Genomic DNA, 15,067 nt, shown 5'->3' with positions numbered 1-15,067 from the left:
GCTGCTGCCGCAAAGCGGACTTCGTCCCCAGCGCCGCGCTTTCGGCAGCCCAGCCTTCACCCGCCCTTCGCGGACTTGCCAGCCCCAAACCTCAGCCCGTCCATCAGCAGCGAGACCAGCCGGCGCGAGCGGTCGCGCCAGTCCTCGGTATCGGGCGCCGAATAGATGCCGCCCAGCGCGTGCAGAACGTCGGAGGCGTCGACGTCGCCGCGGATCGAGCCGTCGGCGACCGCCGCTTCGATCAGCTGCCGCAAGGCGAGTGTCACCCGGCCGGACATGTCCGAGAACAGGGCTGAATTGGTGTTGAGCAGGATACGCAGGCTCGTCGCCAGCCCGCGCTTGGTGGCGATGTAGTCGACGAAGCGCTGCATCCACTGTTCGAGCGCAACGTCGGGCGGGTGGTGAAGAGCGAGCTCGTCGGCGGCCGCGCACAGGCTTTCCACTTCGCGCCGGTAGACCACCTCGACCAGATGCTCGCGCGTCGGAAAATGCCGGTAGAGCGTGCCGATGCCGACGCCGGCCTGGCGCGCGATCTCCTCCAGCGAGGCATCGGCGCCATGCGTGGCAAAGGCCGCTGCTGCTGCCTCGACCAGCGCGTCGCGGTTGCGCTGCGCATCGGCACGCAGCGGTTTTGCCGCTGTCGCGTCGGGCTCGTCTTTGGCGGTTGCGGGCGGCTGCGAAGCCAAAATTTTTCTCCACTGCAAATACGGGGCTTGAACCGAACAGGTCCACCCCCCATGTAATAAACGGAGGCGCCTCCGTTTTAGTGGAGCACCTTTATCATATAACCAGGGGACCGGTATGTCACGTGTCGAGAGCTTGCAAGGCGGCGAGAGCGTGATCTCCCCCCTCGAGGGGGGAGATGTCGCCGAAGGCGACAGAGGGGGTCGGATCGACCGGGCACGACCTCCTGCGGCAGATGGAGGTTGACGCTCTACGCGAGGCGACCCCCTCTGGGCCTGCCGGCCATCTCCCCCCTCAAGGGGGGAGATTACGCTCTTCGCGCCCTTACCCTCCCTGACACCCAATTCATCCCCCTCCGCGTCAAGCAACTGGAGCCAGACGCCCCATGACAAGCAAAACCCGAATTCCCATCCAACTTCAAATCAACGGATATCTTCATGAACTGGAGGTCGAGCCGCGCGTCACGCTGCTCGACGCCTTGCGCGATCATCTCGGCCTGACCGGGACCAAGAAGGGCTGCGACCAGGGCCAATGCGGCGCCTGCACCGTGCATGTCGACGGCCAGCGTGTCCTGGCCTGCCTGACGCTCGCCGCCCAGGCCGAGGGCAGGGCGATCACATCAATCGAAGGGCTCGCCAACGGCGACGGCACGCTGCACGCGGTGCAGGCCGCTTTCCTCGAACAGGACGCCTTCCAGTGCGGTTACTGCACGCCGGGCCAGATCATGTCGGCTGTCGCCTGTATCCGCGAGGGCCATACCGGCTCGGATGACGAGATCCGCGAATATATGGCGGGCAATCTCTGCCGTTGTGGCGCCTATCCGCACATCGTCGCCGCCGTGCGCCAGGCGGCACTGGAGGTTGCGTCATCCATGGAGACCGCGTCATGAGGGATTTTTCGTATCTGCGCGCCAATTCCGTCGATGCGGCACGCCGGGCGGCGGCGCTGCCGGGTGCCATGCTGCTTGCCGGCGGCACGACGCTCATCGATCTCGCCAAATGCGGCGTCACCGAACCCGAAACCGTGGTCGACATCACCCATCTCAAGGGACTGGATGGGATCACGGTCGATGACCGGGGCGCCACGATCGGAGCGTTGGCAAGGATGAGCAACGTCGCCGACCATGCCGACATCAAGAGCCGGTTCCCCGCCGTGTCGGAAGCGCTGTGGCAGGCGGCCTCGGCGCAGCTCCGCAACATGGCGACCATCGGCGGCAATCTGATGCAGCGCACGCGCTGCCCGTATTTCCGCGATCCGGCGAATTTCCCCACCTGCAACAAGCGCACGCCCGGCAGCGGCTGCTCGGCGATCGGCGGCGTCACCCGCGGCCATGCCGTGCTCGGCACCAGCGAAGCCTGCATCGCCACCTATCCCGGCGATCTGGCGACAGCGCTCGTTGCCTTCGACGCGATCGTTCATCTCGGCGACCGCCAGGTCGCGGTCGACAACTTTTTCCTGGCGCCGGGTACTACGCCGGAGCGCGAACATGCGATCGCGCCAGGCGAGATGATCACCGCGATCAGTATTCCTGCTTCCGCCGCCGCCAAACGCTCGACTTATCTGAAGGTCCGCGACCGGCAGTCCTACGAATTCGCCGCCGCGAGCGCCGCCGTCGGCATCGAGTTCGAGGCTGACGGAAGGACGATCAGGGATTTGCGCGTGGCGCTCGGCGGTGCCGCCACCAAGCCGTGGCGCGCTCGCGCCGTGGAAGAGGCGCTGAAAGGCAAGCTGCTGGAGCCCGACACGGTCCGGCGCGCCAGCCAGCTCGCCATCGAGGGCGCCGTCGACCACGGCGCCAACCATTACAAGATCGAACTGGCGCCGCGCGTCGTCGCCCGCGCCATCCTCAAGATGGGAGAAACGGTATGACCGTTCACGACGTCAGATCAAGACATGGTGATTCGAAGAGGGGCGACGCTTCCGACGGCGCCATCCTCGCGGAGGCAGTGGGCGGGCGGCTGTCGCGCGTCGATGGCCCGGCCAAGATCACCGGCGCCGCAAAATACGCGGTCGAGCAGCAGCTCGATGGGCTCAGCCACGCGATCCTCGTCGAGAGCACGATTGCCGCTGGCAAGGTGCGTTCGATTGACACGGCAGCGGCTCAAGCCTCGCCGGGCGTGCTTCTGGTGCTGACGCCGGACAATGCGTTGCGCCTCAACACCGCGACGGACTGGCTGGGCACGCCGCCGCCGGATATTCCCTATTGCCCGCTGGCGCGCGACATCACCTTCAACGGCCAGCATGTCGCGGCGGTGGTGGCCGAGAGCTTCGAGCAGGCCGTTGCGGCCGCAGCACTGGTCAAGGTCGCCTATGACGAGACGCCGGCAATCGTCGATCTCGACGATCCAAACGCCGGCGACGGCATTCCGGTCGACACGATGACCAAGGAATGGGGCGATGCGCAAGCGGCTTTCGCCGCCGCCCCGGTGCGGATCTGCGCCGCCTACAACACGCCGCGCGAATACCAGGCGCCGATGGAGCCGCACGGCCTGATCGCGCATTGGCAGGGCGAGCGGCTGACGGTGTGGGAGCCCAGCCAATGGCTTGACGGCATGGCGCGGACCTATGCCGAATGGTTCGGCGTGCCGTTCGAGAATGTGCGCCTGGTCTCGCCCTATATCGGCGGCGGCTTCGGCTCCAAGGCGTTCGCTTACGGCTACGGCGCGGTGGCGGCGATGGCCGCGAGAATGCTGGGGCGGCCGGTGAAGCTGGCGGTCACCAGGCCGCAGACCTTCACCGCCTATGGCGGACGGGCGGCGACGCGCCAGACGGTGGCGCTCGGCGCCGACGCAGAGGGACGGATCCAGTCGATCGTGCATCGCGGCGTCAACGAGACCTCGGTCGACGGCATGTGGGTCGAGCCGCTCGGTTCGGTCACCTCGATCATGTATGCGACACCGAATTTCTCGTCGCGGCAGAATGTCGTGCGGGTGAATACGGTGGTGCCGGGGGCGTTGCGCGCGCCGGGCGAGAACCCGAGCGCCTTCGGCATCGAAAGCGCGATCGACGAACTGGCTTACGAGGTCGGCATCGATCCGCTGGAAATCCGGCTCAGGAACTATGCCGAACAGGATCCGGAGGCGAAAAAGCCGTGGTCGACACGGCAGCTGCGCGAGGCTTTCGCTACCGGTGCTGAGGCCTTCGGCTGGTCGAAACGTGCACCAGAGCCGCGCTCGATGCGCGACGGCGATCAGCTGATCGGCTGGGGTATAGCCGCCGGCACCTATCCGGTGCGGCGTGCCTATGGCGAGGCGATGGTGCGCATCCTCGCCGACGGCTCGGTCGAGGTCGAAAGCTCGAGCATCGACATGGGGCAGGGCACCTATACGATCCTGGCGCAGACCGCCGCCGAAGTGGTGGGCGTGCCGGCTGAGAACGTCGTAGTGAAGCTGGGAGACTCCCGCTATGCCCGCGCCGGCGTCACCGGCGGTTCGCGGCTGGCGGGGGTGATGACGGGCGCGGTGCACAAGGCGGCGACCGCCGCGCTCGACCAGCTGGTCGGGCTGGCGATCAGCGATCCAAATTCACCGTTCCATGCGCTGCAGGCCAACACCCTGGTCGTTGCCAATGGCCGCATCGCTTCACCGCGTGGCGACGGCCCTGAAGTCTCGATCGCCGAGCTGCTCGGTAGCGTCGGACGCAGCCAGATCGAGGCGATGGGCGACACCATGCCGGCCAATTCGACGGCTGACGATCGCTACAAGAACTACACGACCATCGCGACGGCGCTGTCGCACACCGAGGGCGACTATTCCCGCCACAGCTGGTGCGCGCATTTCATCGAGGTGCGCGTCGACGAGGATTTTGGCACGGTTCGCGTATCGCGCGTGGTGTCGGCGCTGGATTCAGGCCGGCTCTACAACCCCAAGCTCGCCGAAAGCCAGTGGAAGGGCGGCATCATCATGGGCATCGGCCAGGCGCTGCTGGAGGAAGGCATCGTCGACCGCCGCCACGGCCGCATCGTCAACAACAATTTGGCCGACTATCTCATCGCAACCAATGCCGACATTCCCGACATCGAGGTGATCTCGGTCGGCATCCCCGACCCGCATTCCTCGGCGCTCGGCGGCAAGGGTGTGGGCGAACTCGGCATCGTCGGCGTGGCGCCGGCGATCGCCAATGCGGTGTTCCACGCCACGGGCAAAAGGGTGCGGGATCTACCGATCACGCTGGAGAAGCTGATCTAGAGGGGAGGGTCGTGCAAAGCGCCCCCCTCTGCCCTGCCGGGCATCTCCCCCTCAAGGGGGGAGATTATTCGCTCAACCGCTTTCGCCAACCACAAACGATGGAAAGCTGACGGAGCGCCGAAGCTGCCAATCTCCCCCCTTGAGGGGGAGATGTCCGGCAGGACAGAGGGGGGTGCTGCCCCCCCAACTTGAGGAGCTAACTCACTTCTCCCCATCCTGCTTGATGAAATGACCGAGCAGGTCCATCGGCACCGGAAACACGACCGTCGACGAGCGCTCACCGGCGATGTCATGGAGCGCCTCGAAATAGCGCAGCTGCATGGCCTGCGGTGTCTCGGACAGCATCTTGCCGGCCTCGACGAGTTTTGCCGCCGCCTGCTGTTCGCCGTCGGCATTGATCACTTTCGCACGCCGCAGCCGTTCGGCCTCGGCTTGCTTGGCGATGGCGCGGACCATGTTCTCGTTGAGGTCGACATGCTTGATCTCGACATCGGAGACCTTGATGCCCCAGGCATCGGTCCGTTGATCGAGGATCTCCTGGATATCGCTGTTGAGCTTGTCACGTTCGGCCAGCATTTCATCGAGCTCATGCTTGCCGAGCACCGAGCGCAAGGTGGTCTGTGCCAGCTGGTTGGTGGCGGTCATGAAGTCCTCGACCTGGATCACCGCCCGCTCGGCGTCGACGATACGAAAATACAGCACCGCGTTCACCTTCACCGAGACGTTGTCGCGCGAGATCACGTCCTGCGGCGGCACGTCCTGGACCACCACGCGCAAGTCGACCTTCACCATCTGCTGCACGAAGGGGATGAGGATGATGAGGCCGGGGCCCTTGACGCCGGTGAAGCGGCCGAGCGTGAAGACCACGCCGCGCTGATATTCCCTCAGGATGCGAATGGCTGCGGACAGGAACATGACCACGAGGAGCGCTGCTACCAGATAGGCCACATAACCGAAGATCATTGCCTTGCTCCGTCGTTTCCCGCATTGCGGCGCCTTATCGTCAGCACGAGACCCCTGACCTCAGCCACCTCGACGCTGTCGCCCACTGCAACGGGTTCGTCGGCTTTCGCCCGCCAACGCTCGCCCCGGGCAAGCACGTGGCCCTCGCTGCCCTCCCAGTCGAGGACCGTGGCCGGCAGCCCTTGCATGGCCTGTGCGCCAACACGCGGAACGTTCTTGCTGGCCGCCCACAGATAGCTGCCGGTCAGCAGCGCCAGGCCGAGCGTCAGGACGGCGGCGGTGCCGATGACGGCCCACGACATCTCGAAGCCGGGTCCCTCGATCCTGAGCAGCATGGCAGCGCCCAGCAGAAACGCAGCCACGCCTCCCAGCCCAAGCACCACTGTGGGATTAAAGACCTCGACGACGAGGAAGATGATGCCAAGCAGCATCAAGGCGAGGCCGGCATAGCTGATCGGCAGGAGATTGAGCGCATAGAGCCCGAGCAGCAGGCAGATCGTGCCGATCACGCCTGGCGCGACCGCGCCTGGGCTGGTGAACTCGAAGACGAGGCCATAAACGCCGATCAGCATCAGGATGACGGCGATGTTCGGGTCGGTGATGACGGCGAGAAGCCGGATGAGCCAGCCAGGCTCCAGCGTTTCAACCGGCAGCCCTTTGCTCGCCAGCACCTTTTTCCTGCCGGCGATCTCGACCGTCCGGCCGTTGGCCAGCTGAAGCAGTTCGGTCGTGTCGCGGGCGACGAAGTCGACGACACGTTCCTGCAGTGCCGCGCTGGCCGACAGGCTGGCCGCCTCGCGCACGGCCTTTTCACCCCAATCGGCATTGCGCCCGCGCAGTTCAGCCAGGCTGCGGATCAGGGCAACCGCGTCGTTCGTCGCCTTGGCGATCATCGCATTGCCCGCCGGTGGATTCTTCGGGTCCTTGCCGGCTTCCGGGCCATTGTTCTTGTCGTCGCCGGGGAAGGATGGCAGCGGCCCGCCCATCTCGATCGGCGTTGCCGCGCCCAGATTGGTGCCGGGCGCCATCGCCGCCACATGGGTTGCGTAGAGGATGTAGGTTCCGGCGCTCGCCGCATGCCCGCCGGCGGGCGCGACATAGCCGATGACGGGAACCGGCGAGGCGAGGATGTCGGCGATGATCTCACGCATGCTGGTGACCAACCCGCCCGGCGTGTTCATCTGCAGGATGAAAACCTCGGCGTTCCGTTGTGCGGCCACCGCCAGCGCTTCCTCGAACTGCATGGCGCTCGCCGGACCGATGGCGCCGTCTATCTCAATGCGCAGCGCAGTCCTCTCCTGGCCGTTCGCCTCTCCGGTTGCGGAAGAGGAACAAACAGCCACAGCGGCTACAAGAGCCCCAGCAATCAGGGCTACACGCGCGAGTTTCACGCTCAAAGCTCCCTATCAAGGATATGGGCCGGATTTTGCCGAATTCCACGGGATCGCCCGATCATGCCGGCTTGGGCGCGGGTGAGGCTTCGCTCCGCGTAACCCCGTTGGCAGGAAACGGGTGGTTTGCGTGCGCTGTTTCACTCATCTGATTGGAGAAGCCCAAAGAGCCAGAAGAGGCAGAGCCATGACCATACACACGGTTCCAGAAGCAGCGGTCCGATCGGCGGAAGCGCGCGTCGCCGGATATGATTGGCAGGCATTGGCCGAGGAGATGAGCGGCTATGGCTGTGCAGTGATGGAAAAGCTGCTGACACCGGAAGAATGCCGGGAGATCGCCGGGCTCTATCCTGACGAAAGCCATTTCCGCAGCCATGTCCACATGGCGCGGCACGGCTTCGGCAAGGGCGAGTACCGCTATTTCCGCTATCCCTTGCCCGAGCTGATCGGCGGCTTGCGCACTGCGCTCTATCCGAGCCTGGCCGCGGTCGCCAACGACTGGAACGAGCGCATGGGCGTCGCCCAGCGCTACCCGGACGAACACGCCGCGTTCCTCAAGCAATGCCACGAGCAGGGCCAGACGCGGCCGACGCCGCTCCTGCTGCAATACGTTGCCGGCGACTTCAATTGCCTGCATCAGGATCTCTACGGCGATCTTGCCTTCCCGCTGCAGGTGGCGATCCTGCTGTCCGAACCCGGCGAGGACTTTACCGGCGGCGAGTTCGTGCTGACCGAACAGCGCCCGCGCATGCAGAGCCGGGCCGAGGTGGTGCCGCTGCGCCAAGGCGACGCCGTCGCCTTCGCGGTCCACAATCGCCCGGTCCAGGGCAGCAAAGGCAGCTACCGCGTCAATCTCAGGCACGGCGTCAGCCGGCTTCGCTCCGGCCTGCGCCACACCGTCGGCATCATCTTCCACGACGCGAAGTAAGGCGATGCGCCTTCGCTCAGCCCTGAAACAGCGCTAGCTCTTCGGCGGTGAGGTGGCGGGCCTTGCCCTTGGCGAGCTCACCGAGCTGCAACGGGCCGATCGCCACCCGCACCAGGCGAAGCACCTCGACATCGTGCGCGCCGAGCAGCCGGCGAATGTGGCGGTTGCGGCCATCGTCGAGGGTGATTTCCAGCCAGGCGGTGCTGGTGCCGCTGCGCAGGATTTCAATCGACCGCGCCGTCAAAAGCTCGCCATCGACGGTGGCGCCGGTGCGCAACCGCGCCAGCAGGGCCTCGTCGGCCAGGGCGCCGATCTGGACGTGATAGAGCTTGGCAAGGTGCGAGGCGGGGTCGAGCAGGCGCTGGGCGAAGCGCGTGTCGTTGGTCATCAAAAGCAGGCCTTCGCTGGCCTTGTCGAGGCGGCCGACCGGCGACACGAAGGGCAGGTCGAGTTCTGCCAGGCAATCATAGACGGTGCCGCGATCCTGCGGGTCGTCGCGGGTGGTGACAAGCCCGCGCGGCTTGTTGATCATCAGATAGACCTTGCGCTCGGCGACGACGCGGCTGCCGTCGACCTCAATGCGGTCGCGGCCGGGATCGACGCGCAGCGAGCCGTTGCGCACAATTTTTCCGGCGACCCGGACGCGCCCTTCCGCGACCAGAATCTCTGCCTGCTTGCGCGAGCACAGGCCGAGCTTCGACAGCGCACGGCAAAGGCTGACGCCTGGCGGATTCGCTCCGACGCTAGGCGAGGGGCGTTGCCGGCCGGTATTCGGTCGTGGCGCTATGGTTTTGCGAGAGCGCTCCGGCAAGGTCAGGACTTTCCCGCTAGCCCATTTCCAGCCCTTGCGAGCGTTTCCATGCCTTCGCTGAGGTGCCTTTTCAGGACGCGGACGGCTGCCTCGGCGTCACGGTGGCGGCAGGTCGTCAGCAGGTCGAGGTGCTCCGACTGCGAACGGCTGCGATAGTCGAGGTTGGACAGGAGAACGCGAACGTAGCGGTCGGCCGCAGTATGGTGGGCTTCGATCAGGCCGAGCAGCCTTGTGTTGCCGCAGGCACTGTAAAGGGCCAGATGAAAGGCACGGTTCAGCGATCCCCAGCGGCCGACATTCGGCTCGGCATCGAACTGGTTGAGCACATAGCCGGCCTCGTCCAGTTTTTCTTTGCTGAGGTTGGGGATCGAGAGCCTCAGCGCTTCGCCTTCGAGCAATGCGCGGACCGCAAAGATCTCCCTGATCTCGGCAGCGTCCATCCTGGCGACATGCGCGCCCTTGGTCGGATGGATCGACACGATGCCTTCGGCTTCGAGCTGGCGAAGCGCGTCGCGGACCGGCATCCGGCTGAAGCCGAACCGCTCGGCCAGGTCGTCCTGGCGCAGCGGCGTGCCGGCCGCCAGGCTGCCCTCGGCAATCGATTCGCGCAGCACATTCGCCACTTGCTCCGCCACCGTCAGCGGCTTCTGCATCAAGCCTTCGCCAAGTCCGCGCAATCGATTCTCCCGTCAGGTGAGCCTTGCTAACAGAAAGCCGCCCGTGTGGATATCTGTATCCTCGTATACGAGTATCCAGAAAAGGGGCGACGCAGAGCGCCTCGATTACAGTGCTGACGATGTCCCGCAGGCCATTGCATGCGCGTTTCAAGCCGGCGATGATGGCCAAGCCAGCCGGTTCGAGCCCAACATGAAAGTCCTAGTCGTCTATTGCCATCCCTGCACCGACAGCTTCAACGGGGCTGTGCGCGACACGGTGCTGGAGACGCTTGCCGAACGCGGCCATGAGGTTCATCTCCTCGACCTCTACGCGACCGGTTTCGACCCGGTCATGCGCGCCGACGAGTGGCGCGGCTATCATGACAAGGCGGCGAATCTCGCGCCGGTGCATGACCGGGCGCAGGAACTGCTTTGGGCGGAGGCCGTCATCTTCATCTACCCGACCTGGTGGTATGGCCTGCCGGCCATGCTCAAGGGCTGGCTGGAGCGCGTGCTGGTGCCGGGCTTCGCCTTCGAGATGCCGACGGCGCAGCGCGGCGCACGCCCCAGATTGCGGCACATACGCCGGGTGCTGGTGATGACCACATGCGGCGCGACGCCGCTGATGTCGTGGTTCATGGGCCAGCCCGGCCGGCGCACCCTGCTGCGCGGCTTCCGCTCCGTTTGCCATCCGCTGTGCTCGACAAAATTCCTGGCGCTCTACCGGATGGACACTGTCTCAGCGGTGGAGCGCCAGGCGCATTTGCAGCGTGTCAGGAAAGCGGTCGCCAGCCTCGGACGCGCCGCTTTCCTGGCTTCCGACGTGGTGCCTGGCTGATCGCCGGGGGCGCCACCATCGTCAGTTTGTCCTGGGCTCGTCCTCTACAACGAAAGACGCGGCAATCAGGTCGTCGGCATCGAGCCGCAGGGAGCCTTCACCTCCTCCCATGACGGCGGCGACCTTCTGAAAGGTTTTAATCTCGTGCTCGGTAATCCGGGCGCTCCGCATCCTGGCTTTGAGATCAGCGACGCGCAGCCCCAATGTGTGGGACGTTCGAATTTCACGGTTCGACATCACAATATGCTCCTCCCCAACCGATGCATTTGCCTCCCCGCCGGTATTCGCCCGTCACCTATGTTTGCCTAAATATGAGGCATGGCGAATACAGCGCCCCGAACGCGTGGTGCGAGGGAAGGTTCCCGCGCGACACGGTCACGAAATAATACGGCGCAACCGGCGGCCGGCAAAGCTATCCGTAGGAGGGTGGCAGGTCGCTGGGCGCGCCGAGGGTTTTCTTCGGACTGTGGGACACTCAGCGGCAAAGTAAAGTAAGTCGAAAAGATTGACTGTATCCCCGGGGGGAGGATACAAAAGAAGCATGTCCGTAAGCATCCATCGTTCGCATCCTGCTATCGTGAAGCGTCTGAAGCGCGCGCAAGGCCACCTCGCGGCGGTGCTGTCGATGTTCGAGGCGCATCGTCCTTGCGTTGATCTGGCGCAGCAACTCCACGCCGTGGAGAGCGCCATCAGCAGCGCAAAGCGCGAACTGATCCACGATCATATCGAGCATTGCCTGACGGACACCGCGGAAGCCGGCGGCAACTCGCTGGCGGAACTCAAGCAACTGGCGAAATACCTGTGAGCCGTCAAATGCCTGTGAGCCGTCTCGGCGCGCACATTCTCGACTGGTTCGGGTTCGGGTCGCGCGATCACGCCGCGCATGGTCATGGCCATCACGATCATGCGAGCGGGTCGCACGGTCACACCCACGGGGTCATCGATGCGACCATTGCGACGACCGACCGAGGCATCTGGGCGATAAAATGGTCGTTTGTCATCCTGGCAATCACCGCGGCGCTGCAGATGGTCGTGGTCGCGCTGTCGGGCAGCGTGGCGCTGCTGGCCGACACGATCCACAACATCGGTGACGCCACCACCGCCATTCCGCTGTGGATCGCCTTCATGCTGGCCCGGCGCAAGCCGTCGCCGACCTTCACCTACGGCCTTGGCCGGGTCGAGGACCTGGCCGGGATCATCATCGTCGGGATCATCCTGTTCAGCGCCATCGTCGCCGGCTACCAGGCCATAGACCGCTTGATCAATCCACGCGTGGTGACGCATCTTGGTTGGCTGGCGGCGGCGGGCCTTGTCGGCTTTCTCGGCAATGAGGCCGTCGCGGTGTTCCGCATCCGCGTCGGCCGGGAAATCAACAGCGCCGCATTGATTGCCGACGGCTATCACGCCCGCACCGACGGCCTGACCAGCCTTGCCGTGGTCATCGGGGCGCTCGGCGTCTGGCTCGGTTTTGCGCTGGCCGACCCGATCGTCGGCCTCCTCATCACTCTTGCCATCTTCGGCATCGTCTGGCAGTCGGCCCGCTCGGTGCTGACCCGCATGCTCGACGGCGTGGAGCCTGATGTCATCGGCGAAATCCACCATGCTGCCGCGCATGTGCCGGCAGCGCGCATTGTCGACGCCAAGGCGCGGTGGATCGGTCACAGGCTGCACGCCGACATTGCCATCGCCGTAGAAGAAAGCCTGCCGGTGTCCGAAGCGAAAAAGATCACGGCAGCGCTGGAGCACGAACTGTTCGAGCACATGCCGGCGCTTGCGGCGGCAAACATAAGATTGGCGAGCGCGGATGCGGATCATCCCCATGAACATGCTCACGGCGAACACGACAGCCACTAACGGTCGCTCGGAGCGGCCCGTTTCTGTTACCCTCAGCTGATGTTCCAAATTCTTGTCGAGTTCCAACGAACGATCTATCTGGCGGTCGGCGAGCAGATCAGACTGCTCTCGGTGGGAGGCGACTGGCTGGCGTTCATGGGCTTCCTGCCGATGGGCATCGTCTTCGGCGCTGCGCATGCGCTGACGCCCGGCCACAGCAAAGCTGTGCTAGCGACATATCTTGCGGGTTCGGATGCCAACGTTCCGCGCGGCCTTTTCGTATCGATTACGCTGTCCTTCACCCATGTGATGATTGCCGTTCTGATTGCGGTTCTCTCGCTGCCGCTGGTCTCCATCGCCTTGGGCAGCGTCGGCCGCGCTCCGCTTCTGGAGGATATCAGTCGCGGGCTGCTCGGCCTCATTGGCGTGTGGATGCTGTGGCGCGCTTTGAGTCACGGCCATCACCACAAGCATGAGGGCGAGGCGGTCGGCGCCATGGCAGGTCTGATCCCGTGCCCGCTGACGCTGTTCGTGATGACCTTCGCGATGTCCAGAGGCGTTCCCGGCGCCGGCATGCTCTTCGCAGTCACCATGATGGTCGGCGTGGCGCTGACGCTGTCCTGCATCGCGGTGTTGTCGATCCTGTTTCGGGAACGTCTGATGGATTTCTTCGCCGGCAAGCCACTCGAAACCATTTCCCGAACCATCGAAGGCGTTGCCGGGCTAGCGCTTGCGGGCGTTGCCGTCTGGCAGATCATGTTCGCTTCCTGAGCATGCTCAAGGGCGAGATCGAGTTGCACACCGATCGGCATGCGCCGGGCCGGCGATGCCGAGATGCCATCCTGCCAGATAGAATCAAGACATGGCTCTATCTGCTTGTTTAGTGAAACTTTATTCTGGATCATGTCACGTCGCCGCGACACTATGTCAGGCGCGCAGCCGCTCCGGCGGAGGATTGTCGCAACAGGGCGCGCTGGCCGCTTCACTCTGCGCTCTTCGCCCCGGCATCGGTGACCGAAGGTCCAAACCGCAACCGTGTCTATCGGCGGAGTACCGAATCGGCCAGCTGAGCCGTCGTTATCGGATCGGCATGACGATGCACAATCTTCCAGAGACCATCCTCTGGGCGAAAGACGCTCGTCACGCGTAACGCCAAAGGGGTGACATCGCTCCGACCGCCAACCTTGGACCTGAGCCGCTCTACTTCGACGAGGTATGCCAGTTCGGACGTCACACACTTCGCTACGTTCTCGAAGCCGGTAGCGTCGCCGTCCCTGTAATTCGATGCCGCTTTCTCCATCGTCTCAACGACCTGCTTCGATCCATGCGCGAAAGGGCCAAAGGGATTTCCCAGTGTTACATCGTCTCGTTGGGAAAAGAGCTTCTTCGCAGGCGCGGGATTCCCTTTCATGAACTCATCCAGAGCCAGGTGGTATTTTTCAACTGCTTGATCGAAGTCATTGGCGTCGAGGGACACGTCATCCTCCCTGTCGTTTTATTTCTGATCCGGACTGGCGACTCCGCAGGTCAACATTCTGTGTGCGCAGCGGTGAGGCATTTCCCCAACTGCTGCGCGGGTTGGCATGGTCAGTATAGCACGGCGCGAGACAAGTTTTCGCGACAGCGTTTTGAGACGGCTCGGTAATGGCCGCTCCCCCGCCCCGTTCCAGCCGTTCAAATTGCGCGTCAAGCTTCCAAGCGCCCGACCGTGGCAGATTAGCAACTGCTCACCAAGAACGCAGGGCGGCGGTAAGGATCTCATACGCTCTTTGCAACCTCCGGCCCCTCGAAATGACGGTTAGGTCGCCGCGTGCTATCCTGCGCTCGGAGGCGAACAATGGCGCATCGTTCCACATGATGCGTGCGGGGCGCGCGCCCAAAACGGGAGCAGAACCCATGAAAGGCGAAGATAGGGTCATTAAACGTCTTAACGAAGCGCTGTTTCTGGAACTCGGTGCCGTCAATCAATTTTGGCTGCATTATCGCCTGTTGGAGGACTGGGGCTATGTCAAACTGGCGAAGAAGGAGCGCGAGGAATCTATCGAGGAAATGCACCATGCGGACCGGATTATCGAACGGACCATCTTCCTCGAAGGGCACCCGAACCTGCAGGCGGTGGCGCCGCTTCGCATCGGGCAGAATGTGAAGGAAGTGCTGGAATCGGACCTCGCCGGCGAATACGACGCGCGCACCTCTTACAAGAAGTCACGCGAGATCTGCCAGGAACTGGGTGACTACGTGACCATGCACCTGTTCGAGGATCTGCTCAAAGACGAGGAGGGCCACATCAACTTTCTCGAGACCCAGCTCGATCTGCTCGCCTCGATCGGCGATGAGAGATACGGCCTCCTCAATGCCGCTTCCGGGGATGAGGCAGAGTAGTATTGGGAAAGCCACGCCGCGGAAATACTGCGCGACAGGTTTGAGGTTCCGCAGCCATGGCGCAGATCAGGTGAACGGCACCAAAGACTCGACGTGACGCCTCTAAGCTCTGTGCCGTTCGCCGGTATCCTGCGGCAAAGCACTTGCCACGTTCGATTATGGATCATGAATGGCCCGATAGCGGCCATCAGGACTTGCCGCGCAGCCGTTCAAACGGGCGCGTCAAAATTCAGATGCCCACTCCCCGGCTGCACCTGCTCAGCGCGAGATCGCGCGCGGCATCTCCGATCACGTTCTGAGCCGGATCGATGCGCCAACCGCCCCCGTCGCTGACCAGAGCCAAAACGCGCGCCAGGTCGACTCAAACCCGACGGCTGGGTGAGCGCTCCTCGTC

The 15,067-nt window shown here is 64.1% G+C and carries 16 protein-coding genes; 9 read left to right on the top strand and 7 right to left on the bottom strand.

All coding sequences use genetic code 11. The annotated features are described in order from the left end of the window. Window positions 1-56: 56 nt before the first annotated feature. Entirely contained in the window at window positions 57-686 is a 630-nt protein-coding gene (locus AC0L3N_RS26015; protein WP_473550306.1) for a TetR/AcrR family transcriptional regulator, read from the bottom strand. 383 nt (window positions 687-1,069) lie between these two features. Here AC0L3N_RS26015 and AC0L3N_RS26010 point away from each other — a divergent pair, with 383 nt between their 5' ends. The 3 genes from AC0L3N_RS26010 to AC0L3N_RS26000 are packed head-to-tail and all read left to right on the top strand — an operon-like array spanning window position 1,070 to window position 4,871. Continuing rightward, window positions 1,070-1,573 carry a (2Fe-2S)-binding protein gene (locus AC0L3N_RS26010; protein WP_123147975.1) on the top strand — a complete coding sequence of 168 codons (504 nt, stop codon included), beginning with the start codon at window positions 1,070-1,072 and terminating at the stop codon, window positions 1,571-1,573. After that, entirely contained in the window at window positions 1,570-2,553 is a 984-nt protein-coding gene (locus AC0L3N_RS26005) for an FAD binding domain-containing protein (RefSeq protein WP_473550305.1), read from the top strand. Before AC0L3N_RS26010 ends, AC0L3N_RS26005 begins: the two co-directional genes overlap by 4 nt. Then, window positions 2,550-4,871 (top strand): xanthine dehydrogenase family protein molybdopterin-binding subunit, encoded by a 2,322-nt coding sequence (locus AC0L3N_RS26000; RefSeq protein WP_473550303.1) that lies wholly within the window; start codon window positions 2,550-2,552, stop codon window positions 4,869-4,871. Before AC0L3N_RS26005 ends, AC0L3N_RS26000 begins: the two co-directional genes overlap by 4 nt. A gap of 201 nt (window positions 4,872-5,072) precedes the next feature. Here the strand turns inward: AC0L3N_RS26000 and AC0L3N_RS25995 are convergent, their stop codons facing one another. After that, the gene (locus AC0L3N_RS25995) at window positions 5,073-5,834 is read right to left on the bottom strand and encodes a slipin family protein (RefSeq protein ID WP_473550302.1); all 762 of its coding nucleotides are present in this window, start codon (window positions 5,832-5,834) and stop codon (window positions 5,073-5,075) included. Continuing rightward, entirely contained in the window at window positions 5,831-7,225 is a 1,395-nt protein-coding gene (locus AC0L3N_RS25990; protein ID WP_473550300.1) for an NfeD family protein, read from the bottom strand. Before AC0L3N_RS25990 ends, AC0L3N_RS25995 begins: the two co-directional genes overlap by 4 nt. 187 nt (window positions 7,226-7,412) lie before the next feature. Between AC0L3N_RS25990 and AC0L3N_RS25985 the strand changes: the two genes are divergently transcribed. Continuing rightward, the gene (locus AC0L3N_RS25985) at window positions 7,413-8,153 is read left to right on the top strand and encodes a 2OG-Fe(II) oxygenase (RefSeq protein WP_473550299.1); all 741 of its coding nucleotides are present in this window, start codon (window positions 7,413-7,415) and stop codon (window positions 8,151-8,153) included. A gap of 16 nt (window positions 8,154-8,169) precedes the next feature. Here AC0L3N_RS25985 and AC0L3N_RS25980 read toward each other — a convergent pair whose 3' ends face one another. Further along, window positions 8,170-8,940 carry a pseudouridine synthase gene (locus tag AC0L3N_RS25980; RefSeq protein ID WP_473550344.1) on the bottom strand — a complete coding sequence of 257 codons (771 nt, stop codon included), beginning with the start codon at window positions 8,938-8,940 and terminating at the stop codon, window positions 8,170-8,172. A gap of 26 nt (window positions 8,941-8,966) precedes the next feature. Next, entirely contained in the window at window positions 8,967-9,641 is a 675-nt protein-coding gene (locus AC0L3N_RS25975) for a GntR family transcriptional regulator (protein WP_473550297.1), read from the bottom strand. Window positions 9,642-9,831: 190 nt separating this feature from the next. Between AC0L3N_RS25975 and AC0L3N_RS25970 the strand changes: the two genes are divergently transcribed. Beyond that, on the top strand, window positions 9,832-10,458 hold the full coding sequence (locus tag AC0L3N_RS25970; RefSeq protein ID WP_473550296.1) for an NAD(P)H-dependent oxidoreductase: 627 nt from the start codon (window positions 9,832-9,834) through the stop codon (window positions 10,456-10,458). A gap of 21 nt (window positions 10,459-10,479) precedes the next feature. On the opposite strand, the gene AC0L3N_RS25965 is transcribed toward AC0L3N_RS25970, so the two are convergent. Continuing rightward, window positions 10,480-10,695 (bottom strand): hypothetical protein, encoded by a 216-nt coding sequence (locus AC0L3N_RS25965; RefSeq protein WP_473550294.1) that lies wholly within the window; start codon window positions 10,693-10,695, stop codon window positions 10,480-10,482. Window positions 10,696-10,999: 304 nt separating this feature from the next. Between AC0L3N_RS25965 and AC0L3N_RS25960 the strand changes: the two genes are divergently transcribed. Genes AC0L3N_RS25960 through AC0L3N_RS25950 form a run of 3 tightly spaced genes read left to right on the top strand, consistent with a single transcriptional unit; the run spans window position 11,000 to window position 13,062 of the window. Next, window positions 11,000-11,263: a metal-sensing transcriptional repressor gene (locus tag AC0L3N_RS25960; RefSeq protein WP_095491135.1), complete on the top strand. Its 264-nt coding sequence runs from the start codon at window positions 11,000-11,002 to the stop codon at window positions 11,261-11,263. An 8-nt stretch (window positions 11,264-11,271) separates the two neighbouring features. After that, complete coding sequence (locus AC0L3N_RS25955) at window positions 11,272-12,312, top strand: cation diffusion facilitator family transporter (protein ID WP_473550292.1); 1,041 nt, start codon at window positions 11,272-11,274, stop codon at window positions 12,310-12,312. 39 nt (window positions 12,313-12,351) lie between these two features. Further along, complete coding sequence (locus tag AC0L3N_RS25950) at window positions 12,352-13,062, top strand: HoxN/HupN/NixA family nickel/cobalt transporter (protein ID WP_473550290.1); 711 nt, start codon at window positions 12,352-12,354, stop codon at window positions 13,060-13,062. Window positions 13,063-13,330: 268 nt separating this feature from the next. On the opposite strand, the gene AC0L3N_RS25945 is transcribed toward AC0L3N_RS25950, so the two are convergent. After that, entirely contained in the window at window positions 13,331-13,768 is a 438-nt protein-coding gene (locus AC0L3N_RS25945; RefSeq protein ID WP_473550289.1) for a YybH family protein, read from the bottom strand. A gap of 419 nt (window positions 13,769-14,187) precedes the next feature. Between AC0L3N_RS25945 and bfr the strand changes: the two genes are divergently transcribed. Next, entirely contained in the window at window positions 14,188-14,673 is a 486-nt protein-coding gene (gene bfr, locus AC0L3N_RS25940) for a bacterioferritin (protein ID WP_473550287.1), read from the top strand. Window positions 14,674-15,067 lie beyond the last annotated feature (394 nt).

The sequence above is a fragment of the Mesorhizobium sp. WSM4807 genome (assembly GCF_055811615.1).
This window is presented reverse-complemented; position numbering and strand designations above follow the sequence as displayed.

Excerpts from the sequence above, each read along its gene's own strand:
- AC0L3N_RS26000 (WP_473550303.1), top strand. The coding sequence starts at position 2,550 with ATGACCGTTCACGACGTCAGATCAAGACATGGTGATTCGAAGAGGGGC.
- AC0L3N_RS25950 (WP_473550290.1), top strand. The coding sequence starts at position 12,352 with ATGTTCCAAATTCTTGTCGAGTTCCAACGAACGATCTATCTGGCGGTC.
- AC0L3N_RS25965 (WP_473550294.1), bottom strand. The coding sequence starts at position 10,695 with ATGTCGAACCGTGAAATTCGAACGTCCCACACATTGGGGCTGCGCGTC.
- AC0L3N_RS25960 (WP_095491135.1), top strand. The coding sequence starts at position 11,000 with ATGTCCGTAAGCATCCATCGTTCGCATCCTGCTATCGTGAAGCGTCTG.
- AC0L3N_RS26010 (WP_123147975.1), top strand. The coding sequence starts at position 1,070 with ATGACAAGCAAAACCCGAATTCCCATCCAACTTCAAATCAACGGATAT.
- bfr (WP_473550287.1), top strand. The coding sequence starts at position 14,188 with ATGAAAGGCGAAGATAGGGTCATTAAACGTCTTAACGAAGCGCTGTTT.
- AC0L3N_RS25985 (WP_473550299.1), top strand. The coding sequence starts at position 7,413 with ATGACCATACACACGGTTCCAGAAGCAGCGGTCCGATCGGCGGAAGCG.
- AC0L3N_RS26005 (WP_473550305.1), top strand. The coding sequence starts at position 1,570 with ATGAGGGATTTTTCGTATCTGCGCGCCAATTCCGTCGATGCGGCACGC.
- AC0L3N_RS25955 (WP_473550292.1), top strand. The coding sequence starts at position 11,272 with ATGCCTGTGAGCCGTCTCGGCGCGCACATTCTCGACTGGTTCGGGTTC.
- AC0L3N_RS25995 (WP_473550302.1), bottom strand. The coding sequence starts at position 5,834 with ATGATCTTCGGTTATGTGGCCTATCTGGTAGCAGCGCTCCTCGTGGTC.
- AC0L3N_RS25970 (WP_473550296.1), top strand. The coding sequence starts at position 9,832 with ATGAAAGTCCTAGTCGTCTATTGCCATCCCTGCACCGACAGCTTCAAC.